Below are 24,514 nucleotides of genomic sequence, written 5' to 3' on the forward strand. Positions count from 1 at the left end.
TGCGTTCAGCGTGTGGCGTGCCCGGACATTACCGATTCGAGCGCCGCATTGTTAATTGTGTAGAAACTGTTAAATCGTATTTGCACGGCATCTTTATCCGCAGCTCACCGAAGAAAGCATATTCAGCGGCTGCGCGGGCAATCCCTGTTCCGGCGGGATCACCGTGCCGTTGGTCACGGTCATTGCACAGTTATGCAGGCCGATCATTATGCCGGATTTCTCCGACTTCGCCGGGTCGAAGGCGAATTTCCAGCGCTGCATGGCCGGGTCGCGGAATAGAGCGACGATACCGAATGCCTGCGCTTCACGCGAGACTTTTTCGGTAACGGTGTAGCGTTGTCCGGGGATCAACGTCACTTCACGCACGCCCAGCAAATCCCCGCCGAGCGTAGTCTTTTCCTTACTCGGATCGGTAAATGCGTCAAATGGCGCCTGCTGGAATGAGGTGGGGTCTTTCAGCACATAAAGCCGCACGACCAGCGCCAATGGCCGGTTGTCGGTCGCGGCATTCAGATTCGGCGCGGCGTATAAAGTCAGGCCGACATTGCGCGGCGGCTTCTGCGCGTCCGGCAGCTCCGGCTTGCCGAGGCCGCTGGCCTGCAGCACCGCGTTGGCGGCCGCGCCCAGCACCGGCACAGCGGCCGCGCAACCGCCCAGAAGCGCGCAGGCGGCGGCGCTCACAATCAATAACGATGCATGGCGAACAAAACGCGAATTCATATACATCGACCGGCTTGGCGCCGCCCCCCGTCAATACATCAATAACGAAATCAATCCGGCTATTTGCAACAACGCAAATCCACGCATTGCCGTTTTATGCAAACCGCATGTGTTACCGGTTGGTGGCTTGCGTGCTGCCAGCGAGTGGAAATTTTTTCCGCTTCCGACAATAACGCTATTGCACCAGGAAACAATTTCTGCATGTTTCGTTTAAATGATCCGTATGCATTTTTTTTGTGCAATGCTTCTTCACACGAAAGTTGAATTATCGAAGATTGGCCGGTACTATACCCGCGCACTTGAAGCAAAGCAAAACTCCGGTTTCTCCTTGAATTAGAAAATTCGCACGTCGGTGAAAAACGATGAATGAGCGTCTGTTAGTAAAACTATCTGGGGTTGTGTTGGCATGCGGCGTGATGGCCGGTTGCGCGACACAGGGCAACAACGTGGCGACCACACCTGAGGCTTTTAATAAGCAACTCGCGGACGCCGATACGGTCGCGAAGGGCGGTGATCAGGATCGCGCCATCTCGCTTTACCAGCAATTGTCCAAATCCGATCCGACGCGTGAAGAACCGTGGTCGCGCATTGCGCAGATCCAGTTCACGCAGGGTCATTACGGTCAGGCGATCGTCGCCGCGCAGGAAGCGCTGCAGCGCGACCAGACCGATCGTCAGGCGAAGAGCGTGCTGGCGGTGGCCGGCTTGCGCGTCGCCACGCAATCGCTCGGCGAATTGCGTCAGGACGCGTCGCTCGCGGGCGACGCGAAGTCCGACGCGCAGGCGCTGGCCAAGCAACTGCGCGACACGCTCGGCGAAGCCACGCTGTTCCCGCCCGATCCGAGCGACAAGCCGGTAGTGAAGAAGAAAAAGTACGTTCGCCATGTGCCGAAGGGCAAGCCGGCGGAAGCGGCGGAAGCGAACAACAGCGCCGCGGCTCCGGCCGCCACGCCGGCGGCGCCTGCCGCGCCGGCAGCACCCGCCAAAGCCGCACAAAGCGGCGGCGCGTCCGACCCGTTCAGCGCGTTGCGTTGAACGTAGCCTGATCCATTCGCATCCGGGAGCCGACGATGGCGAAGAAAGAGAGCATTCAGAAACGCTTGCAAAAAGTGCGGCCGCCGCGCGTTCAATTGACCTATGAGGTCGAACGCGGCGATGCGATCGAAATCAAGGAACTGCCGTTCGTCGTCGGTGTGGTTGCCGATCTGGCCGGTCAGTCGGAAGTCGAGCAGCCGAAGCTGCGCGACCGCAAGTTCGTCAACATCGATCGCGATAATTTCGACGACGTGATGAAGGCGATCGAGCCGCGCGCCGCGTTCCAGGTTGAAAACCGCCTGAGCGAAACGGGCGGCAAGTTCGCCGTCGACCTGCGTTTCAAGTCGATGGCCGACTTCAATCCGGACGAAGTGGTGTCGCAGATCGAGCCGCTGCGCCGCCTGCTCGAAGCACGTTCGAAGCTGGCCGACCTGCGCAACAAGCTGGCCGGCAACGACAAGCTCGAAGATCTGCTGAGCGAAGTGCTCAACAATACGCAGCAGTTGCAGACCCTTGCGAAAGACCAGGGCGACGCGGCAGACCACGACAAGCAAGGCGAATAAGTACGGACGGGGTGTGAGATGAACCAGCAAACGGCAGCAGCCCAACTCGCCACCGCACAAGGCGGCACGGAATCCACGCTGCTCGACCAGATCGTCGAGAAAAGCCGCGTGGCGAAGTCCGAGTCCGAACACGCGCGGGCGAAAGACCTGATCGGCGAACTCGTGCGCGAAGTGCTCGACGGCACGATGATCGTATCCGACAACCTGTCGGCCACGATCGACGCGCGCGTCGCGGAACTCGACCGTCTGATTTCCACGCAACTGAGCGCGGTGATGCATGCGCCGCAATTCCAGCGCATGGAAAGCACGTGGCGTGGTCTCGACTACCTGTGCAAGGAAAGCAACACCGGCAACACGGTCAAGATCAAGGCACTGCATGCGCCCAAGCGCGATCTGGTGCGCGACTTCAAGACCGCGATCGAATTCGATCAGAGCGCGCTCTTCAAGAAGGTCTACGAAGAAGAGTTCGGCACCTTCGGCGGTTCGCCGTTCGGCACGATCATCGGCGACTTCGAAGTGACGCGTCAGCCGGAAGACATGTACTTCATCGAGCAGATGTCGCACGTCGCGGCGGCCGCGCATGCGCCGTTCATCGCGTCGGCGTCGCCCGAATTGATGGGTCTCGAAAGCTTCGCCGATCTTGGCAAGCCGCGCGACCTCGGCAAGGTGTTCGACACGGTCGAATACGCCAAGTGGAAATCGTTCCGCGACGCTGAAGACTCGCGCTACGTCGGTCTGACGTTGCCGCGTTTTCTCGGCCGTCTACCGTTCAATCCGAAAGACGGCGCCACGGCGGAAGGCTTCAACTTCGTCGAAGAAGTAGACGGCACCGATCACAGCAAGTACCTGTGGTGTAACGCGGCGTGGGCGTTCGCTGCCCGTCTGACGGCGGCATTCGACGACTTCGGCTGGTGCGCGGCGATTCGCGGCGTGGAAGGCGGCGGTCTGGTCGAAGATCTGCCCACCCACACGTTCAAGACCGACGACGGCGAAGTCGCGCTGAAATGCCCGACCGAAATCGCGATTACCGATCGCCGTGAAAAAGAACTGAGCGACCTCGGTTTCATTCCGCTCGTGCACTGCAAGAACTCGGACTACGCCGCGTTCTTCGCCGCGCAATCGGTGCAGAAGCCGAAGAAGTACAGCACCGACAGCGCCAACGCAAATGCCGTGCTGTCCGCGCAGTTGCAGTACATCTTCTCGGTATCGCGCGTCGCGCATTACCTGAAGGCGATGATGCGCGACAAGATCGGCAGTTTCGCGTCGGCGCAGAACGTCGAAGTTTTCCTGAACCGTTGGATATCGCAATACGTGCTGCTTGACGATAACGCGAGCCAGGAACAGAAGGCGCAGTTCCCGCTGCGCGAGGCATCGATTCAGGTCTCGGAGATTCCGGGCAAGCCTGGTGTGTATCGTTCGGTCGCGTTCCTGCGTCCGCACTTTCAACTGGACGAGCTGTCGATCTCTTTGCGGCTTGTCGCTGACCTGCCGAAACCGGCAAATTCATAAACGAAAGTCCAGAAAACCCGTGCGGGCCGCACGGGTTAGCTGTTAAAACCACCTCTTTGGGGAGTCGATGAGTTATGAAGGATATCTACTTAAAATTCGGCAATCCGGCGATCAAAGGCGAGTCCGCCGATAAAGATCACGCTGGTTGGATCGAAATTGATTCGTGGAGCCACTCGATTACGCAACCGCGTTCGGCAACGGCTTCCACGGCCGGTGGTCACACGTCCGAGCGTTGCGAGCATTCGGACATGCAGTTCACGAAAGACATCGACGTGGTCAGCCCGTTGATCTATCAGCACGCATCGGGCGGCACGACGTTCGACGAAGTCACGATCGACTTCATGCGTTCGGATGGTGAAGGCAACCGCATCAAGTACCTGGAAGTGAAACTCAAGTACGTGATCATTTCGAGCGCAACGCCGAGCGTGGTGGGCGAAGGCTTGCCGAGCGAACAGTTCTCGCTGAAGTACGCCGCCGTGCAGTGGAAGTACACGCAGCAAAAGATCGGCGGCAACCAGGGCGGCAACGCGCAAGGCGCGTGGAGCCTGACGAAGAACGACAAGACGTACGCGGTCTGATGTCGCGGCGCGGGCGGCATGCACGGCGTGACAACGCCGGCGTGCGCCGCCCGCGCCTCGCATCGGCCGGATTCTTCGGACTCTGATGAAACGCTTCGAACCCAGCTTTCTCGACAAGCTGTTCGACGACGAACCGCATCTGCCGGCGTCCCCGGCGATGCGGCAATTGTCGTTGGAAGAATTGAAGAGCACCGTCGCACGCGACGTGGAAGCGATCCTGAATACGCGGATCGCGCTGACCGAGCACGAGCTCGCGGCGCTGCCGGAATGTCAGCAGTCGGTGCTCACGTATGGGCTGAACGATTTCGCGGGCCTGAGTCTCGCGAGCCATTACGACCGCACGTTTATTTGCAAATCGATTCAACAGGCCATCGCGCGGCATGAGCCGCGCTTGCAGCAGGTGGCGGTCACGCTCGAATTGAACGAACAATCCACCAATGCGCTGAACTTTGCGATTCAGGCGCTGCTGGTGGTCCACCCGGCGGAAGAACCGGTGAGTTTCGACGCCATGTTGCAGCCGTCCACGTTGCAGTACTCGGTGACGCGCGCTCGCGCGAAGCTGTAGTCGCTGCACACGGCTGCACGTGTGCCGTACGAGTGCTTGGCATATTTTGAGTAGCGCCTCGCCGCCGCCGTTACGCGCAACGGCAAGATGAGACGGGGCGCGGAAGTTTAGGTCCGGGGATAGATCGATGGAAGAATTGCTGCCGTATTACGAGCGCGAATTATCATTTCTGCGGCGCTATTCGCGCGATTTCGCCGAGCGCTATCCGAAGATCGCGGCGCGTCTGGCCATGTCCGGCGAGCACTGCGAAGACCCGCACGTCGAGCGGATGATCGAATCGTTCGCGCTGCTAGGCGCGCGCATCAACAAGAAACTCGACGACGATTACCCCGAATTCACCGAAGCGCTGCTGGAAGTGCTGTATCCGCACTACCTGCGGCCGTTTCCGTCATGTTCGATCGCGCAGTTGGGCACCTCGGCGGCACTCAGCCATCTGACCGAGCCGGTGTTGATCGAACGCGGCACCGAACTGAAGTCGCGCCCCATTCGCGGCGTGCAATGCCGGTTCCGCACCGCTTACGACGTCACGCTCGCGCCGATCCGCATTTCGGAGGCGAAGTACACGTCGGTGGCCATGGCGCCGAGTGCGACCGTGCTGCCGGGTAACGCTACGGCGATCGTGTCGATCACTTTCGAATCCACCGCGCCGCTCGATCTGTCTGCGTTGAAGCTGAGCACGCTGCGCGCGCATCTGCACGGCGAGCAGTCGTTTATCGCCGCGCTGTCGGACTGCCTGTTCGTCAATGCGATGGCCACGTATGTGGAAGCCGACCGGCGCGGCGTGTGGACCCCGCTGCGCGTGTCGCCGCTCGTCCAGGCCGGCTTCGACGAAGACGACGCGCTGATCGACTATCCGGCCAAATCGCATCCGGCCTACCGGTTGCTGACCGAATACTTCGCGTTCCCCGAGAAATTCAATTTCGCGGACTTCGATCTGGCCGCGATGACGCAAGCCAGCGGCCGCTGCCAGCGTCTGACGCTGCATGTGGTGCTCAAGGACGTGCGCAGCGATTCGCACATGGCGCGCCTGCTCGATTCGTTGTCCGCGCATCATTTCCGGCTGTTCTGTTCGCCGGTGGTGAATCTGTTCGAGCAGCACGGCGAGCCGATCCGGATCAGCCATCAGGCGATTTCGTATCCGGTGATCGCGGAATCGCGCCGCGCCTTCGCCTACGAAGTCTATTCGATCGACTCGGTGAAACTCGTCAGGCAGCAGGCGCATGAGGAGTCGGTGATCGAGTTCCGGCCGTTCTACTCGCTGCATCACGGCGAAGCGGCGCGCGCCGGTCATTACTGGTTTGCGCGGCGCAACGATTGGGTCGCGCAGAAAAGCCCCGGCTACGAGACGGAAATCTCGATCGTCGATATCGACTTCGAGCCCGCCGCGCCGCAGACCGATACTTTGAGTCTCGATCTGACCTGCACGAATCGCGACTTGCCCGCCGGCCTCGCGGTCGGGCTGGAAGGTGGCGACCTGTATCTCGAAGGCGGCTCGCTGACCGGCAGCATTTCGATGCTGCGCCGGCCCACGCCGAGCGTGCGTTTCGAGCGCGGGCGCGCCTCGCATTGGCGGCTGATTTCGCATCTGGCGTTGAATCATGTGTCGCTGGCCAATAGCGGGCTGTCGGCGCTGAAGGAAATGCTGGTGCTTTACGATTTGCGGCGCACGGCTGTGTCGGCGCGGCATATCGACGGACTGGTCGGCATCGAACAGCGTGCGGCCGTGCAGTGGCTGCCCGGCAAGCCGTTTGCCACCTTCGTGCGCGGTATCGAGATTCGTTTGACGATCGACGAAGAGCATTTCGTCGGTACGAGTCTCGCTTCGTTCGTGCGGGTCATCGATACATTTTTCGGGCTGTATGTGCATCTGAACAGCTTTGTGCAACTGGTCGTCGTGTCGAAACGCACGGGCGAGGAGATTCTGCGATGCAAACCGCGCAGCGGCGAGTCGATCCTGGCGTAATCGAGCAACTGCTCGACGAGCCGCATCGCTTCGAATTTTTTCAGGCGGTGCGGATTCTCGAGAAGTGGTTCGCACAACAAGCACCGTCAAACAGTGGGAATTCGGGCAACCGGCGTCCCGGCGAAATCGTCGCGCAGCGCATTGCGTTTCGCAACACGCTGTCCATGTCGTTTCCGCCGAGCGAGATTCACAGCGCGCAGTCCTATGGCGACGAAGGCGCGCCGCTGAAAGACAAGGCGCAGCGTAGCGCGGCGCTTGCGGACGGTTCGCTGGAAAAGGTGGATATCACGCCGGCGTTCTTCGGGCTGCTCGGCGGGCAGGGCGCGTTGCCGCTGCATTACACCGAGCAGATCGTCGAGCGCGAGTATGTCAAGCGGGACCGCGCCGCGCGTGAATTCTTCGACGTGTTTTCGAACCGCGCGACCGCGCTGTTCTACGCGGCGTGGAAGAAGTACCGCTTGCCGTTTCACTACGAGCTGGATCGCGACGAACGCTATCTGCCGCTGTTGCTGGCGCTGGCCGGCGTCGCCGACGACGACACGCGCAACAGCCTGCAAAGCGGCGACGGCGCGCTGTTCGACGAAGCGATTGCGGGCTATGCGCTGGCCGCGCGGCATCGGCCGGTGTCGGCGGCGTATTTGCAGCGCACGCTGTCGGAGTACTTCAAGGTGCGGGTACGGGTCGAGCAGTTCGTCGGCAAGTGGTACGACGTGCCGCCCGATCAACTGACCGTGCTCGGCAGCGTCAACGCCACGCTCGGCGCCACCGCGCTGGCGGGTGCACGCGTCTGGCAGCGTGACATGCGGGCTCGCCTCGTGATCGGACCGCTCGACAAGGCCGACTACGAAGCCTTCCTGCCCGGCGCCGACCGCGCCGTTGCGCTGGAGCGCATGCTGACGCTGCTGGCCGGCGTCACGCTCGAATATGAAGTCTCGCTGGTGCTGCGCCGCAAGGAAGTAGGGCCGAGCCAGTTGAGCAAGGGCGCGCGTCTCGGTTGGGACGCGTTCCTGTGCACGCGGGAAGCCGACCGTGACCGGGCGGACGCCCGCTACGAATTGCACGTGATTCACTGACCACAACGATAGAACCTGGACCCGGATCGCACGACATGAGCACGTCCCTCAACACCCTGATCGCCAAACTGAATCCGACCTGCCGGCAAGCGGCTTTGCTGGCGGCGAACAACTGTCTCGCGCGCGGTCACTACGAGGTCGACCTCGAGCATCTGCTGCTGGCGCTGCTGGATGAGTCGGCGAGCGACGTCGCGCTCGTGCTGCGAGCGAGCAAGATCGACCCGCATGGGTTGCGCGCGGATCTCGAACGCGAATTGCAGCGGCTGAAAACCGGCAATACGCGCACGCCGGTGTTTTCGAAGCATCTGATCGATCTGCTCGAACAGGCGTGGCTGATTGCGTCGCTCGATTCGCAGATTGGCCGGATCCGCTCGGGGCATTTGTTGCTGGCGCTGCTGAGCGCGCCGGATCTCGCGCAGTTTGCCGAGCGCATGTCGCCGTTGCTGCGCGACGTGCGCGTGACCGATCTGAAGCACAAGTTCGACGAACTCACCGCAGGCTCGCGCGAAGCGGAACGCAGCAGCGCGGCCGACGGCGCCAGTGACGACGCGAGCGATACCGCGGCGAACGAAGCCGTGCCCGGCGCACCGTCGAAAACGCCCGCGCTCGACACGTACACCAGCAATCTCACGCAGCGCGCGCGTGACGGCAAGATCGATCCGGTGATCGGCCGCGAAGCCGAAATTCGCCAGACCATCGACATCCTGATGCGCCGCCGCCAGAACAACCCGATCATGACGGGCGAGGCGGGTGTCGGCAAAACGGCCGTGGTGGAAGGTCTCGCGCTGCGCATCGCCGCTGACGACGTGCCCGTGCCGCTCAAAGGCGTGGCGCTGCACGTGCTCGACATGGGTCTGCTGCAAGCCGGCGCGAGTGTGAAGGGCGAGTTTGAAAACCGGCTGAAGAACGTGATCGACGAGGTCAAGAAGAGCCCGCATCCGATCATTCTGTTTATCGACGAGGCGCACACGATCATCGGCGCCGGCGGCCAGGCGGGTCAGAACGACGCGGCCAATCTGCTGAAGCCGGCCTTGGCACGCGGCGAATTGCGCACGATCGCGGCGACCACCTGGAGCGAGTACAAGAAGTACTTCGAGAAAGACGCGGCGCTGGCGCGGCGCTTCCAGGTCGTGAAGATCGAAGAGCCGAACGAGGCGCTGGCCGCGGCGATGCTGCGCGGCATGGCGGCGCTGATGGAAAAGCACTTCAACGTGCGCGTGCTCGACGACGCGATTACCGAGGCGGTGCGCCTGTCGCATCGCTACATTAGCGGCCGGCAACTGCCGGACAAGGCGATCAGCGTGCTCGACACGGCTTGTGCGAAGGTGGCGCTCGCACACAGTTCGACACCGGCCGCGATCGACGACACGAAGAAAAGCCTCGAACGGATCGACACCGAAATCGCTGCGCTGGAACGCGAAGTGGTGAGTGGCGCAGTGCATGACGAGCGGCTGGCGGAACTGCGCGAACTGCGCGAGGAAGACGTCAAGGCGCTTGCCGAAGACGAAGCCCGCTACGACAAGGAACGCGCGCTCGTCACGGAGATCGTCGGCCTGCGCGCCGAGCTCGACGCGGCCCGCGTGAGCAGCGCGAACGGCGAACAGGCCGAACACACTGACCAAGCCGACAAAGCACATGCGGCACGCGCAACACTCGCCGCACGCGTCGCCGAACTGCACGCGCTACAAGGCAGCCAGCCGATGGTGCCACTGCAGGTGGATGGCCACGTGGTCGCCGAGATCGTCGCGTCATGGACCGGCATTCCGCTCGGCCGCATGATCAAGGACGAAATCCAGACCGTGCTGAACTTGCAGCCGCTGCTGGCCACGCGCGTGATCGGCCAGGACCACGCGCTCGACGCGATCGCGCAGCGCGTGCGCACCGCCAGTGCCAGTCTCGAAGACCCGAACAAGCCGCGCGGCGTGTTCATGTTCGTGGGCCCGTCGGGCGTCGGCAAGACCGAGACCGCGCTGGCGCTGGCCGACGTGTTGTACGGCGGCGAGCGAAAGATGGTCACGATCAACATGAGCGAGTATCAGGAGGCGCACAGCGTCTCCGGTCTGAAAGGCTCGCCGCCGGGCTACGTGGGTTATGGCGAAGGTGGCGTGCTGACCGAAGCGGTGCGGCGCAATCCGTATTCGGTGGTGCTGCTCGACGAAGTCGAAAAGGCTCACCCCGATGTGCTCGAAATGTTCTTCCAGGTGTTCGACAAGGGCACGATGGACGACGCCGAAGGCCGCGAGATCGACTTCCGCAACACGCTGATCATTCTGACCTCGAATGTCGGGTCGCAGGCGGTCATGCAGGCTTGCCTGAACAAGAGCGCCGAAGAACTGCCGGACGCGGACGAACTCGCGGAGACGTTGCGCCCGCAACTGTACAAGACGTTCAAGCCGGCCTTTCTTGGCCGCATGAAGGTGGTGCCGTACTACCCGATTTCCGACGACGTACTCGCCGAGATCATCGAGCTGAAACTGGAGCGGATTCGCCGCCGCATTGAATCGAATCACAAGGCCGTGTTCGAGTGGGACGAGTCGCTGGTCGACGCCGTGCTCGCGCGGTGTACCGAGGTGGATTCGGGGGCGCGCAACGTCGACCATATTCTGAACGGCACGCTGTTGCCCGAGGTCGCGCAGCAGGTGCTGGAGCGCATTGCCAACGGCGCCGCGATCGAACGCATTTCGGTGCGCGCGAGCGAAGCCGGCGAATTCGATTACACGGTCGTGTAACGAGGCGTCGGCGTACCGCAGCGCAGTGCGCCGACACCTTCGCCAATCTGTTTAAATGCCGTACCGGACACTTATTGCATTCTGTCATGCCGACTAATCTGGACACCCTGCTGGCGCCGCTCAGCGAGACCTCGCCATGCGGCGACGATCTGCTGTTTTCCAACGATTTCGACGCGATCCAGCACGCGCGCCGTTTCGAAGATCCTTCGCTCGATCAGGGCGAGTGGGTCACGGACATCAAGGAGGCCGACTGGCCGTTCGTGGTGGAGCGCACCCGCGCGCTGCTGCAAACGCAGACCAAAGACCTGCGGCTCGCCGTCTGGCTCACGGAGGCGCTCGCGCTCGAAGAGGGCATGGTCGGCCTCACGCAGGGCTATACGCTGTTGACCGGGCTGTGCGAGCGCTTCTGGGACACCGTGCATCCGCTGCCGGAAGGCGACGACACCGAGTATCGACTCGGCAATGTCGCGTGGCTGGTGGGCCGCACCGGCGAGCTGCTGCGCGCCATGCCGCTGACCTCGTCGCAAGGTAACGCGTACAGCACGATCGATTGGGACGTGGCCACGCACGTCGCGCAAGCCGTCAAGCGCGATCCGGATCACGCGGACGAAATCGCGCGCGGCAAACCGTCCATCGAGCAGATCGAAGCGTCGAAGCGCGCCACGCCGCCGGCGTTCTACACGGCGCTGCTGGCCGATCTGAAAGCGTTCGAGGCCGCCATGCTCGCGCTCGAACAGGAACTCGACCGCCGCGCCGCCGACGTCGCGCCGAGTTTCCGTCAGGCGAAAGACGCGTATGAGAACGTCTTCCGTCTGGCCGAACGGTTTGCGCGCGAACTGGGCGTGAACGCGGAAACGTCGCAGCCCAAAGCCCCCGCGTCGACCGAGCACGAACGCGCCGAGCCGACCTTCAAGACCTCAACGCAACGCGAGGAACCCGTGTTGACGACCACGCCGACCAGCCCGATTGCAGGAATCCAGAGCCGTGCGCAAGCCGTCGCGCAGTTGCGCGCGGTGGCCCGGTTCTTTCGCGGCACGGAGCCGCACAATCCGGCGGCTTACTTCGCCGAGAAAGCCGCGGAGGCCGCGGATATGCCGTTGCATCAATGGCTGTCCACGGTGGTGAAAGACGACGGCTCGCTCGCGCATATCCGCGAGCTGCTGGGCGTGAAGCCGGACGATCAGAAGAGCTAGGCGTTCACGCGCCTCTGATCTCGCGTATGCCCTTACGCAACCGACGGCGCAGCAGCGTGCGCAACGTGACGCCGTCGGCATAGCCCACCATGTCGGCGATCCTGTCGACGCTGTTGCTGCTGGTCTTCAGCAGATGCACGGCACGCTCGATGCGCAGGTCCTGCACGTGCGAGACCGGCGTCTTGCCCAGAACGTCGCGAACGCGCCGCGCCAGCGTGCGCTTGCTGGTCGCCAGTTCATTGGCGGCGGCATCCAGATTGAAACCCTTGTCGAGATGCGCGCGAGCCCAGCGGTCGAAACGCTCGACCAGCGGATCGGCGTGCGACAGGTGATCCGAAATGATGTACGCCGATTGCGACGGCCGCGAGTCGACCACCAGGTAATTCGCCACCAGCGTGGCCAGTTCGGGACTGGCCTGGCGGATCAACCAGAGCGTCATGTCGATGTGGCTGAACGCGGCGCCTGCCGTCACGAACTGTCCGGAGTTGACCAGCATATGGCTCGTGTCGAGACGCACGGACGGATAGCGTTGACGAAACAGCGGCGCCAGCCACCACGTGGTGGTGGCGTTGTGCTGCGCCAGCAAGCCGCTTTCAGCCAGCACGAACGTACCGACGCACGCCGCGGCGATACGCACCCCCGTTTCCGCCCAACCACGCAGCGCGACGGCGGCTTCGGCCACGTCCGCACGCGCCAGCGCCGCCTGCAGCGACTCGGGCATCTTGTAGCCGAGCGCCGGCACGATCACCAGATCCGGCGCCGGGCAGTCCGCCAGCGGTCGCACGGGAACGCTCAGGCCTTGCGCGCTTTTGACCTTGCGGCGCACACCGGCGACCGACACCTGAAACGGTTCGCCCGGCCACGCCTGCAACGCGGAGAGTTCATTCGCCGTGGTCAACGCATCCAGAACGATCGCGAGACCCGTGTCGAATACGCCTTCCAGCGTCAGCACCGTAATATTCATGGCTCGATCGATACCAAAGATGTCAATCGTGCCAGCATCCCAGATGCGCTCCGCGCTGTAAAGTGGGACCGGTCGCAAGCGTTGCGATCCCATTCACTCGGAGAGACTCATCATGATCAAGTACGCACTGTTCGCGCGCTTTGAAGCGAAGCCCGGCAAGGAAGCAGACGTGGCGGCTTTTCTGGAAAAAGGACTGGAGCTGGCGAATCAGGAAACCACCACGCCGATCTGGTTTGCGTTGAAATTGTCGGACCGCGTGTTCGGCGTGTTCGACGCGTTCCAGGACGAAGCGGGCCGCGACGCGCATCTGAGCGGGCCGATCGCCAGGGCGTTGATGGGCAGCGCCGACGAGTTGTTCGTGGCACCGCCGGAGATCGCGAAGATCGAGGTGCTTGGGCTGAAGAATCAGCCCGCGTAAACAGGCAGCGTAAACAGGCGTGGCCGTCGTCATTCAATCTTCAGGAAGACAACATGGGCATCCGCATCGTGCAACTCGGTTCTCCTCGTGTGGCGGGCGAGGGATTGCGCATCGGGACGGTGAGGCGGCCACCGCGTGGCGTCCCCAAGGCCGAGTTTGGCAGCCGGGATTATTACGATGTCTGGTTGCCGAATCTGTCGCCAAGCGCTGAGCTGGTGGCCGAGGCCAAGGCGGCGGTCAGCGCGGCCGACTGGCAGAAGTTCGAGCGGAAATTCCGGTCGGAAATGAATGACGGCGAAGCCAGCAAGGTGTTGGACTTGCTGGCGGCCTTGTCACAAAGCTCGGATTTTTCCGTCGGCTGTTACTGCGAAGACGAAAACCGGTGCCACCGGAAGATACTTCGTCAGTTGCTCGGTGAACGGGGCGCGCTGATCAAGTGAGCGCCGCCGCAGCACCGCGCTGTCACGACCCCGCGCGGAACTCGATGCGCCGGTTCCTCGCGCGTCCATCCGTCGAATCGTTCGACGCGATCGGCTGATCCGGACCGACGCCGGTGGTCGTCATCTGCTGGGGGGAGATGCCCTTGGCGACCAGATAGCCCTTCACCGCATCCGCGCGCGCCTGGCTCAGCGCGATATTCGACGTGCGATTACCCGAGTTGTCGGTGTGCCCGATGATCGCCACGGTTCGGGTCGTCATCTTCTGCATGGCCGCCGCCATCTGATCGAGAATCAGCCGGCCTTGCGGCGTGAGCGTTGCGCTGCCGGTTTCGAATTCGATCGTGCGGTTGGCCAGCGTCTGATCGAGCAGCCCCTGTTCGGACGCGCTCACGCGCAGCCCGTTCTTGATCGTGTAGGTCGGGTTCAGCGCGTTCGCCATGTCACTCGCTAGCTGCTGGCGCTGCGACTCGTTATGTACTTCACCCTTCACGTCGATCTGCGTGCCGTCGATCTTCAACTGGCCTTTGCTGATCTGCTTCAACTGCGGGCCGATCAGCTTTTGCACGTTGGCTGACCAGTTGGGCGGCGTCGCGACGTCGGCCACTTCGATCTGATCGACCACATTGGCCGCGCCATACGTGTCGCGCAGTTTCGCGAGCACGGCCGCCTTGGTCGCTTCGTCGGGTACCTTGCCGCCGACCACCACCTGACCCGGCGTTGCATTGACGGGCGGCGGCGCAGCGGTGATCGCGCCGGTGCCGGTCGTGCCGCTGGCGAGGCCGGCTGTGCTCACCGCGGGTCCGGCGGTGCCCGTTTGCGCGGACGCCGTGCCCGGCAGCACCGTGGTGTGAATCGCCATGCCGCTGTTGTCGACCGGCGTGACGCGCGCCGGGCCGTCGTTGTCGGCTTGCGCGGCGGCGCTGAGCAGCAGCCCCGCGAGCAGCGCGGCCATGCGCATGCGTGGGGTGCGTGAGGTGCCTGAGTTGCGTGGCTTCAGCATCGCGTCACGCTCCCGTGAAGGCTTCGTGGAACGTGTCGATGCTGACGCGCAGCGACAGTTGCGGTTGGTCGAGGTAACTGACGAGCTTGCTGATGCCATGATCGTTTTGTGCGTGTTCGTCGATCCACTCGGGATCGTCGATATCGATGTTATGTGCCGCATACGATTGCGGATCGACCACGCTGTGCAGCGTTTTGGCCGAAGCGCCGTTAAAGCCGATGATGAGCCGCTCGCGCTCGGCAATCGTGCCGATGAAAATAGCTAGTTCGAAATCTGCCTGGGCGACGAAGGGCGCGATCAGTTCGAGCCAGAACGCGGCCACCAGACTGCGGTAGAACGGGTCGTTCGGCAGCGGCAGCGTGAGCCCGCGTTCCAGATGCGACGAGCCGCTTTGCATCACCGGACGCAGCAGCGAGCCGAGCGCCAGCATTGCGCCGCGCAGACGCACCGGGTGGCCGCTCGCGAGCAGCATCTGTTCGAGACCGGCAAGGGTTTGATGCTCGACGAAGTCGTTGAAGGTGCCGTCGTGCGGATTGCCGGGACCGCCGCCAATCTCGATCGGCACCATCGTCTCGCCGAGCGCCTGCAGCGCGCCGGCCGGCTCGCTTGCGCCGAGCAGCGGTTTCATTTGCGAGGCGATGCGCGACCATAGGCGCGCGAAGGCGAGCGGGCTGTGCGCGAGGAACGTCAGCGGCTTTTCGACTTCGAGCGCCGTGGCGGCGAGAAACGGAAAGCGCCGCGACGACTGGTCGTGGCTCGCCATCATATGGCCGGCGATTGCCAGCTTGCTGCGCGAACCGAGGAACGCGAAGTGCATCGGCTTGGCGTTTTCGTAGACGATCTTCCAGCGCGGATCGTCGGTGAGCAGTTCCATCGCTTCCGCGATCCAGCGATCGAGCGTAGCCAGCAACTGCGGGTTATGCGCGCTCTTCACGAAATCGCCGCGCGACGGAATCTTGCCGAAATAGGCGATTTGCGCCTGTACGGTCTGCGTCATTGCGCACTCCCTGTATTCGAAACCGCGGCGGCGGCGGTCGCCGGCGCGTTGACGGGCGCGGGGCTGGGCGCGGCGCCCGGTCCACCCGCGGCCGTTGCATTGACCGAATTGGCCGCCGCGCTCACGTCCGCCACCGACGACGGCAGACGCAAGCCGCGCAGGCTTTGTTGTTGCGGTGCGTCGCTGCTGGCGCTCGACGCCTGCGACGTGCTGATGATGCGCATGCTGACCGCCACCGTGATATTGCCTTGCGTCCACGTCAGGTCGAAGGTGCCGTCCGGACGACGCTTGCGCTGCGCCGAGTTGATCAGCTTCTCCAGACCGTAGCGGCCCGGCTCGTTCACCAGTTGCAGCGTGCGGCCGTCGAAGGTCGTGGCGTTCAGCGTCGCGCCCGGCGAGCCCGACGGATTCGGCCACACGAAGTTGGTCCACTGCGGCGGCGTATTGCGGTAACGCATCTGCTGACCGTCGATCGCGAGCGTGTATTCCGTGGTGCCGCTGCTAGGCTGCGGCAGGATCTGGAACACGGTCTGCGGTTCGGCCGAACCTTGGGCTCCCGCGCCACCACCCGCTGCGCCGCCGGCAAGCGGCGCCACCCAGCGCGCGAAGCCGCTGGTGAAGTCGGGCGTCAGTGCGAGACCCATGTCGCCCCACGTGCGTGCCGTCAGCGTGTCGCCGCGGCGCACCGCGAGCGGCCCGAGCGTCGTACCGACGAACTTGGCGATCGCGCCGTCCGGCCCGAACACCTGGGCGATTTCGCTGGCACCGGCTTCGACCTTGGCGTCGCCCGCGAACGGGTACTTGGTCGCGAGCGATCCCTGGAAGGTCTGATAGACCTGCGCGTTCCACACCTTGTTGACTTCGACGCTAGCCGGCTGGATCACCACCGCATAGGCGGCCATCAGCGGACGCACCAGCAGCGGACGCAGCGCCTTGCGTTGCGAGTCGGTGAGGCCGGTGAGCATCTGCTCGTCGACGTACTTGAGCGAATCGGCCAGTTCGGAGCCGCTGCCGTCGAGCGTCTGTTGCATCAACTGACGCGCGCCCGGTCCCGGATCGCCCTGGTTCTTGATCACGTTGAAGCGCGTGCGGACCTTGGACAGCGTGTCCATATAGCCCTTGAGCATCGAGCCGTTGTCGCCGGTCTGGACAATACGGCCGAGCGCCGAGAACTCCTGGCCGATCGGGCCCATCGGCATTTCGACCGGATTGCCGTTGATGTCGATGTTGGCGTTCAACTGGCCGGTCGGCACGCGCGAAAACAGGTTCTTGAACCAGCTGGTGGCGCCGGTCTGCGCGCGCTTCAGGTTCGCGTTGAACAGCGACGGGTTATCCCACGAGGTCTGGTCGTACGCGGTTTCGAGCACCTTGCGGATCGGCGAGTCTTGCGGATCGCCGAGACGGTTCATCGCATCCACCGCCTGGCCGAAGCTGCCGAAGTTCTGCACCGCGATGCCTTGCATGAACTTCTGCCAGTGCATGGCGTAGTCGGTCTTGTACATCGTGACGAGCGCCTTCTGGATCTGCTCGGGGCTGCCTTCCAGCGTCAGATCGTCGTGCGCGGAGGTGTTGAGCACCCAGTCTTTCGCCTGCAGTTCCTTGGTGGCGGCGTCGCGAATCGCGGGCTGCACGTACTGGAACCACGCCTCACGCGTGAAGGTGCCGGGGATCGCGTAGCTGCCCGCGACCAGCGCCGTGTTGTTGTCGCCGACAATGCGCGCGATCGTCATGGGCGCGAAACGGGTCGACGCACGCGCCTTGATTTCCTCGTAGACGCGCTGACGGGCCGGCATGCCACGCACCACGCGGCGCAGGTTTTCACGGGTCTGGTCGACCAGACCGAGGTTCTCGTCGATCATCGGCCAGTCGTCGTCGGAGACGCGCGACAGGTAGAACGTGATCATGCGTTCGGCGCTGCGGATCATCTCGTCGCGCGGCATGTTGCCGCGATTCGTTTCGAGCCAGCCGCGCCAGAAGCGGGCCACCTGATCGGTCAGGTGAGCCGTTTCCACGTGACGCTTGTCGCTCAGCATCAGGTAGGTCTTGAGCGCGTTGTACGCGTCTTCCACGTTGGTGGGCGAGGCGTCGCTATACAGGCCGCCCTGGCCGTTCGCGGCCATCGCCGCATGCGCGGACACCGGCACGGCGGCCGCGTCCGGCGTGCGGTTCAGCGGCGCGAGCTGATCGGGATGCGCGTTGACGTCTTTCAGGAACGACGCGAGATTCTGCGAGACCGGGTCGAGCAGGATCTGCCGCACGCCGTTGTAGTACTCGGTGAGCAGACGCTGTTCGAGACGGTCGCCCTGATACAGACCGAGCGACACCGCGAGCGGCCGGTCGCGGCGGAACTGTTCGAGCTGGTCGATGCGGTCTTCGAGCACGTCCATGGCCTGCATGCGCGACTGCAGATCGTTGCGGTTCTGCTGCAGACGCACGACATTGTCGAGGTCGGCCTGCACGTTCGCGGTGAGTTGCTCGTTATTCACCGTGGACCACGTCCAGCCGCCGAGCGCCAGCGCCAGCACGGCCACGAAGCCGAAGAACGTCGCATAGCGCATGCGCGTTTTGGCGGGGCTCGCGAATTGCCGGACCGTCTGACGGTCGGCGAAGATCACTTTCGAGAACAGGTCGCGCAGGAAGAAGCCGTTCTTCGAGAACGCACTATGCGGCTTGGGCAGGCTGTCGGCGCTCAGGCCGAAACGGGTGGCGATGCGGGTGGCCGCGGCGCTGTTGGTTTCGCCTTCCTGCAAGGCGCTGGTGAAGTAGAAGCCGCGGAAAATCGGCTTGTACTGGAACGGGTTGGTTTCGAACAGCGTGGCGAGGAACGCGCGCAACGCGGGCTTGATGGTCGAGAATTCGAGCGGGAAGCTCAACTGGCCCGGCGACAGCTTGTTGCCGCGATTGATCGACATCTGCGCGACGCTGATTTCTTTCAGGCCGTCATACAGTTCTTCGAAGTGCTCGTCGAACAGGCCGACCACGTCGCGCTTCTCGTCGGGCTGGTAGGGCAGGGTGGCGCCCCACACGCGGTCGTATTCGTGACGCTCGCTGCCGCTGAAAAATTCGGTGAAGCCGGTAATCAGGTCGGCCTTGGTGAACATCACGTACACCGGCGCGAACACTTCGAGCTTCTCGGTCAATTCCTGCACGCGCTGGCGCAGGTTCTTCGCGAGATTGATTGCGAATTCGGGCTTACTGTTGGTCAGCTCGGCAATGCTTGCCGTGACGATGATGCCGTTGATCGGCGCCTTCGGCCGGAACCGCTTGAGCAGGCCGAGAAAGCCGAGCCATTCGGTGCGGTCTTCGTCGTGCACGGAATAGCGGCCGGCGGTGTCTAGCAGAATGCCTTCGGTCGTGAAGAACCAGTCGCAGTTACGCGTGCCGCCAATGCCGTGAATCACCGCGTTGTTCTTGTCGGCGAACGGGAATTGCAAACCCGAGTTCAGCACCGCGCTGCTCTTGCCGGCCGCCGGGTTGCCGATCACGATGTACCACGGCAGTTCGTACAGCGCCGAGCCGCCCGAGACCTGGCCGATCTTCGAGGTCTTGATGGTTTTCACCGCGTCGACGAGGCGCGTGCGCAGCACGTCGAGTTCCGCCTGACGCGCGGGCGTGGGCGCCGGACCGGTCTCGGTCTGCTTCTCCGCCTGCTGCTCGAGCATTTCGCCGAGCTTGCGATTCGCACGCCGCGCGAGCAGGCGGCGGATCACCCAGACCAGCACGATCAACGCGAGCACTGCGCCGAACACGAGCGCGGGCCACATCAGGTCGATCTGCGCCGCTTCCGCGCCGATGAATAAAACAGCGGCGAGCGCGAGCAGGCCGATGATCGAGAGCGTGCGTGTATGGGTCAACACGTTGAGAATGCGTCGCATAAGCCGGTCAGGTCTTGTTGATGTGTGTTATGGCGCGGGGTGTGGCGGTCAGCCAGGCGCGCGTGCGGCGTTTGAAATAAAACGAAAGCATATTCAGGCGAAAGCGATTGTGGCGGGATTGTTAAATTCACACAGATGGGCGCACAAAAAAGCGCATAGCGCAATGTCGCTATGCAACTGGCATTGCCGCTTTTTGCCGGGAAAATTGATTGAACGCCCCATTGTCAACCTCTTTATTACCCGCTTCACCTTAATGACCCCGCCCAAGGACGAAGCCGGGTTTGTGATATTCGACGTGCCCGAGATCCATCATTTTCCAGCGTCCACCCCACGTCAGACCGACCTGTTCGGCGGTCTGACCGTATAACTGATAGCCTCGCATAGCCCAGGGATCTTTTTCTGAAATGACGAGCTTGCCGTCGCGCAAGAAAGCGTTGTCCGCGGCAAGACCGTATTGGTGATAGCTCTGAAACGCTGCGGCATTGGTGACGTTGCCCCCCATTTGCGCCAGGCGGTTTTGCCGCTCCGGACTGCGATAACCTTCCAGCAAAGCCATTTCATACCCGTATTGCTCGTGCATGATTTTATACACGAGCAATAAGCGTGTTCTGAAGTCCGCATCGAGCAAATTCCAGTCACGGCTCGCGTCTTTGAGCGCGGGCCGAATCTGTTCGACTTCCTGCGTGGCGAATACCTCCGGCGGCAGCGGCGGCGGGGGCACGAGCTGTTCGCCGTTCAATAACGCGGCAATTTTCTCGTCCGGTACCCGCGCAGTGTCATCGAATTGGAATAATTGCCGGCCGCGTAAAGCCAATGCCACCAATGGCGGCGTCGCAAGAATACCTGTCGTGGTAAAAATCAGCAAGCGCCGCTTTACCAGTAACTTTTGCATATCAACTGCGGTGGATTGCGAAATTTTTGCCGAGCGTGCTAATTGACCGCGAGCGCGCGTTGCACTGCGCGATGCTCCGCGCATAACACGGCCATGAATGGCGAGTGCAACGCCTAATAAAGAGGCGCGTACTGCCGGCAATAGCAGCATTGCGGCGATCAGGACGGCGATGGCGAAATAGGAGAGAAGTACAACGGCAATCAAAGGCGACCCCGGAAATTGGAAACAATTGTATTTTGTAATGCTTGCTCTTAGAATCAGGCCTGCTCGGAGACGAGCCGGAACGGTATTATCACGGCGAAATAATCCAGGATTCAATGAGACAGTGAATGAGTGCGCCGGAAAATTCGAATTCCAAAGCCCCGCCTAGCCTGTTATCCGATAAGGCTAAAGGCGCTGATGCCAATGGTTCGCGAATTCTCGCGAACCTGGAAGGCCGCGTTGCGCCGCCTACCGAAAAACCACGCCGGTCCAGGGCGCCACTTCTATTGGTCGCGCTGCTGGTGATCGCGGCCGGCGGTTGGGGCGCGTGGCATATGCAGCAGCGTCAGCATGATGAGACGCTGGCATCGACTACGTCAGCTACGCCGGGCGAAGCGGAGAAGCCTGCCGCGACCGCGGCTGTGCCGGCCTCTGCATCGTTGCCGGGCGCCGCGCAGGTCGTCGCGAAAGCGCCGGCGGCGCCGGTACCGGCTTCGTCGCAAGCGGCCACCATCATCGCCGACGACAGCGACAGCAAGGCCGCCGCGGCGTCAGCACCCGCACCCGCCAGCGGCGCCGACCGCCTGTCGCGTGCGTTGGCCGACGGCGCGGAGCCGAGCAGTGCGCCCACGCCGGTGGCATCCGCGACGTCCGCTTCGGCGGTGCCGGTGCCCGCGGCCAAGCATGGCAAGAGTGCAACCGCGCTCGCCGGCAATAGCAAGCATGAAGCGGCGCACGGCAAGAAGGAAAGCGCGACCGCCAGTGCGGGCAACCGTCATGCGAGCACGCCGACCGCCGTTGCGCAGTCGAAGAAGCAGCGCCCGAGCGGCACGGCTTCGAAAGACGATTCGGATGCCGATCTGTTGGCGGCGCTGGTCGCGCGAACCAAACCGGCCGATAGCAAGCCGGCGGGCGGCAGTGCCACGACCAAAGTGAGCGCCACGCCCGCCAGTGCGAAGCTCGCGGAGCGCGTGAAAGAGTGTGGGCAGCGTGGCTTCTTCGAAGACCAGTTGTGCCGTTGGCGCGTGTGCGACGGTCATTGGGGTAAAGACCCGGCGTGTCCGGGTGCGTCGCCGCAAGCCCGTCAGCCGTAATTCGGGTCGCGCGCGTCGCGCCTGGTCCGTGACGCGCCGCTAACCCATCGTCGAGTTTCACCCGCCGCAACGGAGTGTGTGCCGTTGCGGCGGCATCGACCGCCATGCGCGTCAGGCGACGCGCATGCGCTTCAACAAAAAATCCAGCTACGCGCGTCACCGTGCGGGGACCTGTTCGTCCTCGCCGGAGAGGCATTGTTGCCGCCGGCTCTCGCGATGCTGCGATTAAAAATAAGAGACATCAATGAAAAGACTTCTTGTAGCAATGACGTGCGTGGCAAGCGTGACGGCAATCCTTGCCGTCTCCGCGTGCGGCGGCAACAGCCTGAATGCATCCAGCGCTGCACCGAAAGTGATTATCGACAGCGACTACAACACCCTGAGCGACGACGGCCAGCTTGGCGTCATGGCGGCGCAACTGCAGGCGCAAGGTTCGCTGAACGTGCTGGGCATTACGGTCGTGTCCGGCAATCAATGGTTGAAGCAGGGCGTTGCCGATGCGTTGAAATCGGTCGAGCGTCTGGGTGTCGAGAAACAGATCGGTGTGTATGCCGGCGCCAATTACGCGCTGTCGCACCACTTCGCGACCATTCAGGCCGAGCAGAAGCAATTCCCCGGTGGCGACGGCTATCTCGGCGCGTGGAATAACCCCGAGCCGAAATCGGACAGCGACCTCGTCGCGCCGCCGGACGGCTTTGCGACGCACACCAAAGTGCAGAGCAAAAGCGCGGTCGATTTCATTGTCGATTCGGTGAGGCAGAACCCGGGTGAAGTGACGATTCTGGCGATCGGCCCGCTGACCAATATCGCGCTGGCTACGCGGCAGCATCCCGAGATCGTGCCGTTGATCAAGCAGATCATCTACATGGGCGGTGCGATCGATGTGCCGGGTAATACCACGCCCACGGCGGAATTCAACTGGTGGTTCGATCCGGAAGCGGCGAAGGCCGTGTTGCATTTGCCGATCAAACAGGTGGTGATTCCGCTCGACGTGACGGACACCGTGAAGATGGACAAGGCGCTATACGATCGTGTCGCGCATGATCCGACGAAGCAGACCATCATCACGCAGTTGTTCAAGACGTTGAACGGTTATGGTTTCGACGGCAAGAATGGCTTCGAGACGAACCCGAACTACACCACGAACATCTGGGACACGCTGACGCTCGCGTATCTGATGAATCCTTCGTTCGCCACGCAAACCGTGGATGAATGGGTGGATGTGGATATGAGCTTCGGCGCTAATGACGGCAAGGCTACGGGTTATACGAGTTCGCCGCCGGCGGGCTTGCAGAAGATGACGGTCGTCAAGCGCTTCGACAATCCGGGCTTTTTCAATTTCTACGTGGATCTGTTGACGCGGCCGGTGCCGCTGACGCTGCCGAACTGATTGATTGTTGCGCGTTGTTGCGCGCTGCTGCGTGATTGCCGCATATTGCTGCGGACCTGCATCGACGCCGCCTTAGGCGGGATGCAGGCCGCGCAGCAATTGTCGTACGCGGGTGAGGTCCTGGTCGACGTGTTCGGCCTGTTCGAACAACTCCGCGAGCCAGTCGACGAAGGCGCGCACGCGCGGCGACACGCGGCGGTTTTTCACATAGGCGACGGCGACCGGCATCGGCACCGGTTGCCATTGCGGCAGGACTTCGCGCAACAGGCCTGAGTCGAGATAGGGTTGCGCAGCGATCCGTGCGGGCTGGATCAGGCCGAGACCTTGCAGTCCGCAGGTGAGGTAGGCCTGTTCGTCGCTGACTTTGACGAAGCCTTTCACCTTGACCTGTTGCGCTTCGCCATCCACTTCGAAATCGAAGTCCACTTCACGGCCGTTATGCGGCGACATGCAGTTGACCGCGACGTGTCCGCGCAGATCGTCGAGATCGGTGGGTGTGCCGTAGCGGGCGAGGTAGGCGGGGCTTGCGCAGGTGACGTGTTCGAGCGTGCCCAGGTTACGCGCGACGAGGTTCGAGTCGGGCATTTCGCCGAGCTGGATGCTGCAGTCGATCGCTTCCGAGATCAGGTCGACCGTGCGATTGCTGATGCTGATGGCCAGGTCGAGATTCGGGTATCGGGTGTGGAAGTTTTCCAGTGCTGGGAGGACGATGGCGCTGGCTACCGCGCCGGGCATTTCGATGCGCAGGCGCCCGGTCAGGTTGTCCGTTGCGTGGCGGATGCTGGCTTCCATGTCGTCTATGTCGGCCAGGATTTGTGTGCAGCGTTCGTAGTAGGCCGCGCCTTCTGGGGTTACGCTCAGGCGCCGCGTTGTGCGGGCTAGTAAGGCTGTGCCTAGTAGGGCTTCCAGGTTCTGGACTGTCGTCGTTGCCGTTGCTCGTGGGATGTTTAACGACTCCGCCGCGCGGGTGAAGCTGTTTGTGTCCACGATTCGGATGAATGTGCGCATTGCAGTTATTCTGTCGATCACGGTTTTTTGCTCCAGTCGGAAATGGTGGTTTTTTGCCTGCCTGCCTGCCTGGCGGGGTGGTGGGTTTTTGGTGTTGGCCTTTCCTTGCTTTGTTAGTGGTCTATTAGCGTTGCCCCTGTGCGGGGCGGCACCTACTTCTCTTTGCCGCGGCAAAGAGAAGTAGGCAAGAGAAAGCCGCTCACACCGCTAACTATTAAGCGGGCTTCGTGGTCCACCACCGGCAGTGGTGCATCTGGAATCCGTGCTCTCGCACACTCCGCTCTCGTGACAAAGCCGTCATACATCCT

The 24,514-nt window shown here is 62.6% G+C and carries 20 protein-coding genes; 13 read left to right on the forward strand and 7 right to left on the reverse strand.

Translation table 11 applies throughout. The annotated features are described in order from the left end of the window. Window positions 1–93 precede the first annotated feature (93 nt). On the reverse strand, window positions 94–720 hold the full coding sequence (tssJ, locus tag GGD40_RS34670) for a type VI secretion system lipoprotein TssJ (RefSeq protein WP_179746753.1): 627 nt from the start codon (window positions 718–720) through the stop codon (window positions 94–96). A 362-nt stretch (window positions 721–1,082) separates the two neighbouring features. Here tssJ and GGD40_RS34675 point away from each other — a divergent pair, with 362 nt between their 5' ends. The 9 genes from GGD40_RS34675 (at window position 1,083) to tssA (ending at window position 11,927) form a co-directional block, all read left to right on the forward strand. Beyond that, window positions 1,083–1,754 carry a tetratricopeptide repeat protein gene (locus tag GGD40_RS34675; protein ID WP_179746754.1) on the forward strand — a complete coding sequence of 224 codons (672 nt, stop codon included), beginning with the start codon at window positions 1,083–1,085 and terminating at the stop codon, window positions 1,752–1,754. Between the two features lie 35 nt (window positions 1,755–1,789). Further along, window positions 1,790–2,317 (forward strand): type VI secretion system contractile sheath small subunit, encoded by a 528-nt coding sequence (tssB, locus tag GGD40_RS34680; protein WP_035556621.1) that lies wholly within the window; start codon window positions 1,790–1,792, stop codon window positions 2,315–2,317. A gap of 18 nt (window positions 2,318–2,335) precedes the next feature. After that, a complete protein-coding gene (gene tssC, locus GGD40_RS34685) occupies window positions 2,336–3,826 on the forward strand; it encodes a type VI secretion system contractile sheath large subunit (protein ID WP_179746755.1) in 1,491 nt (496 codons plus the stop codon). Window positions 3,827–3,900: 74 nt separating this feature from the next. Further along, window positions 3,901–4,404, forward strand: coding sequence for an Hcp family type VI secretion system effector (locus GGD40_RS34690; protein WP_179746756.1), 504 nt, complete (start codon window positions 3,901–3,903; stop codon window positions 4,402–4,404). Window positions 4,405–4,489: 85 nt separating this feature from the next. Next, a complete protein-coding gene (gene tssE, locus GGD40_RS34695; protein ID WP_105509672.1) occupies window positions 4,490–4,969 on the forward strand; it encodes a type VI secretion system baseplate subunit TssE in 480 nt (159 codons plus the stop codon). A gap of 127 nt (window positions 4,970–5,096) precedes the next feature. After that, entirely contained in the window at window positions 5,097–6,932 is a 1,836-nt protein-coding gene (gene tssF / locus GGD40_RS34700; RefSeq protein WP_179746757.1) for a type VI secretion system baseplate subunit TssF, read from the forward strand. Continuing rightward, window positions 6,896–8,005, forward strand: a complete 1,110-nt coding sequence (tssG, locus tag GGD40_RS34705; RefSeq protein WP_179746758.1) for a type VI secretion system baseplate subunit TssG — start codon at window positions 6,896–6,898, stop codon at window positions 8,003–8,005. Before tssF ends, tssG begins: the two co-directional genes overlap by 37 nt. Before the next feature lie 35 nt (window positions 8,006–8,040). Continuing rightward, complete coding sequence (tssH, locus tag GGD40_RS34710; protein WP_179746759.1) at window positions 8,041–10,734, forward strand: type VI secretion system ATPase TssH; 2,694 nt, start codon at window positions 8,041–8,043, stop codon at window positions 10,732–10,734. 86 nt (window positions 10,735–10,820) lie between these two features. Beyond that, the gene (gene tssA, locus GGD40_RS34715; RefSeq protein ID WP_179746760.1) at window positions 10,821–11,927 is read left to right on the forward strand and encodes a type VI secretion system protein TssA; all 1,107 of its coding nucleotides are present in this window, start codon (window positions 10,821–10,823) and stop codon (window positions 11,925–11,927) included. 4 nt (window positions 11,928–11,931) lie between these two features. Here tssA and GGD40_RS34720 read toward each other — a convergent pair whose 3' ends face one another. Then, window positions 11,932–12,891 carry a GlxA family transcriptional regulator gene (locus GGD40_RS34720; RefSeq protein ID WP_179746761.1) on the reverse strand — a complete coding sequence of 320 codons (960 nt, stop codon included), beginning with the start codon at window positions 12,889–12,891 and terminating at the stop codon, window positions 11,932–11,934. A 112-nt stretch (window positions 12,892–13,003) separates the two neighbouring features. On the opposite strand from GGD40_RS34720, the gene GGD40_RS34725 reads away from it, so the two are divergent. Both GGD40_RS34725 and GGD40_RS34730 read left to right on the forward strand, forming a co-directional pair. Then, a complete protein-coding gene (locus tag GGD40_RS34725; RefSeq protein ID WP_179746762.1) occupies window positions 13,004–13,309 on the forward strand; it encodes a putative quinol monooxygenase in 306 nt (101 codons plus the stop codon). 53 nt (window positions 13,310–13,362) lie between these two features. After that, window positions 13,363–13,749, forward strand: a complete 387-nt coding sequence (locus GGD40_RS34730; protein WP_179713836.1) for a DUF488 domain-containing protein — start codon at window positions 13,363–13,365, stop codon at window positions 13,747–13,749. 22 nt (window positions 13,750–13,771) lie between these two features. Here GGD40_RS34730 and GGD40_RS34735 read toward each other — a convergent pair whose 3' ends face one another. From GGD40_RS34735 to GGD40_RS34750, 4 genes are all read right to left on the reverse strand, one after another. Then, window positions 13,772–14,749, reverse strand: a complete 978-nt coding sequence (locus GGD40_RS34735) for an OmpA family protein (protein WP_179746763.1) — start codon at window positions 14,747–14,749, stop codon at window positions 13,772–13,774. Between the two features lie 4 nt (window positions 14,750–14,753). Further along, window positions 14,754–15,746: a type VI secretion system-associated protein TagF gene (gene tagF / locus GGD40_RS34740; protein ID WP_179713834.1), complete on the reverse strand. Its 993-nt coding sequence runs from the start codon at window positions 15,744–15,746 to the stop codon at window positions 14,754–14,756. Further along, entirely contained in the window at window positions 15,743–19,621 is a 3,879-nt protein-coding gene (gene tssM / locus GGD40_RS34745) for a type VI secretion system membrane subunit TssM (RefSeq protein ID WP_179746764.1), read from the reverse strand. The genes tagF and tssM overlap by 4 nt, the downstream gene beginning before the upstream one ends. Window positions 19,622–19,871: 250 nt before the next feature. After that, on the reverse strand, window positions 19,872–20,717 hold the full coding sequence (locus GGD40_RS34750; RefSeq protein ID WP_179713832.1) for a M15 family metallopeptidase: 846 nt from the start codon (window positions 20,715–20,717) through the stop codon (window positions 19,872–19,874). A gap of 125 nt (window positions 20,718–20,842) precedes the next feature. On the opposite strand from GGD40_RS34750, the gene GGD40_RS34755 reads away from it, so the two are divergent. Continuing rightward, window positions 20,843–21,808 (forward strand): hypothetical protein, encoded by a 966-nt coding sequence (locus GGD40_RS34755; protein WP_179746765.1) that lies wholly within the window; start codon window positions 20,843–20,845, stop codon window positions 21,806–21,808. A gap of 244 nt (window positions 21,809–22,052) precedes the next feature. Next, window positions 22,053–23,198 carry a nucleoside hydrolase gene (locus tag GGD40_RS34760; protein WP_179746766.1) on the forward strand — a complete coding sequence of 382 codons (1,146 nt, stop codon included), beginning with the start codon at window positions 22,053–22,055 and terminating at the stop codon, window positions 23,196–23,198. Between the two features lie 72 nt (window positions 23,199–23,270). Here the strand turns inward: GGD40_RS34760 and GGD40_RS34765 are convergent, their stop codons facing one another. Continuing rightward, complete coding sequence (locus GGD40_RS34765) at window positions 23,271–24,227, reverse strand: LysR family transcriptional regulator (RefSeq protein WP_179746767.1); 957 nt, start codon at window positions 24,225–24,227, stop codon at window positions 23,271–23,273. Window positions 24,228–24,514: the final 287 nt, after the last annotated feature.

Source organism: Paraburkholderia bryophila (assembly GCF_013409255.1).
Classification (GTDB): domain Bacteria; phylum Pseudomonadota; class Gammaproteobacteria; order Burkholderiales; family Burkholderiaceae; genus Paraburkholderia.

Excerpts from the sequence above, each read along its gene's own strand:
- tssJ (WP_179746753.1), bottom strand. The coding sequence starts at position 720 with ATGAATTCGCGTTTTGTTCGCCATGCATCGTTATTGATTGTGAGCGCC.
- GGD40_RS34675 (WP_179746754.1), top strand. The coding sequence starts at position 1,083 with ATGAATGAGCGTCTGTTAGTAAAACTATCTGGGGTTGTGTTGGCATGC.
- tssB (WP_035556621.1), top strand. The coding sequence starts at position 1,790 with ATGGCGAAGAAAGAGAGCATTCAGAAACGCTTGCAAAAAGTGCGGCCG.
- tssC (WP_179746755.1), top strand. The coding sequence starts at position 2,336 with ATGAACCAGCAAACGGCAGCAGCCCAACTCGCCACCGCACAAGGCGGC.
- GGD40_RS34690 (WP_179746756.1), top strand. The coding sequence starts at position 3,901 with ATGAAGGATATCTACTTAAAATTCGGCAATCCGGCGATCAAAGGCGAG.
- tssE (WP_105509672.1), top strand. The coding sequence starts at position 4,490 with ATGAAACGCTTCGAACCCAGCTTTCTCGACAAGCTGTTCGACGACGAA.
- tssF (WP_179746757.1), top strand. The coding sequence starts at position 5,097 with ATGGAAGAATTGCTGCCGTATTACGAGCGCGAATTATCATTTCTGCGG.
- tssG (WP_179746758.1), top strand. The coding sequence starts at position 6,896 with ATGCAAACCGCGCAGCGGCGAGTCGATCCTGGCGTAATCGAGCAACTG.
- tssH (WP_179746759.1), top strand. The coding sequence starts at position 8,041 with ATGAGCACGTCCCTCAACACCCTGATCGCCAAACTGAATCCGACCTGC.
- tssA (WP_179746760.1), top strand. The coding sequence starts at position 10,821 with ATGCCGACTAATCTGGACACCCTGCTGGCGCCGCTCAGCGAGACCTCG.
- GGD40_RS34720 (WP_179746761.1), bottom strand. The coding sequence starts at position 12,891 with ATGAATATTACGGTGCTGACGCTGGAAGGCGTATTCGACACGGGTCTC.
- GGD40_RS34725 (WP_179746762.1), top strand. The coding sequence starts at position 13,004 with ATGATCAAGTACGCACTGTTCGCGCGCTTTGAAGCGAAGCCCGGCAAG.
- GGD40_RS34730 (WP_179713836.1), top strand. The coding sequence starts at position 13,363 with ATGGGCATCCGCATCGTGCAACTCGGTTCTCCTCGTGTGGCGGGCGAG.
- GGD40_RS34735 (WP_179746763.1), bottom strand. The coding sequence starts at position 14,749 with ATGCTGAAGCCACGCAACTCAGGCACCTCACGCACCCCACGCATGCGC.
- tagF (WP_179713834.1), bottom strand. The coding sequence starts at position 15,746 with ATGACGCAGACCGTACAGGCGCAAATCGCCTATTTCGGCAAGATTCCG.
- tssM (WP_179746764.1), bottom strand. The coding sequence starts at position 19,621 with ATGCGACGCATTCTCAACGTGTTGACCCATACACGCACGCTCTCGATC.
- GGD40_RS34755 (WP_179746765.1), top strand. The coding sequence starts at position 20,843 with ATGAGTGCGCCGGAAAATTCGAATTCCAAAGCCCCGCCTAGCCTGTTA.
- GGD40_RS34760 (WP_179746766.1), top strand. The coding sequence starts at position 22,053 with ATGAAAAGACTTCTTGTAGCAATGACGTGCGTGGCAAGCGTGACGGCA.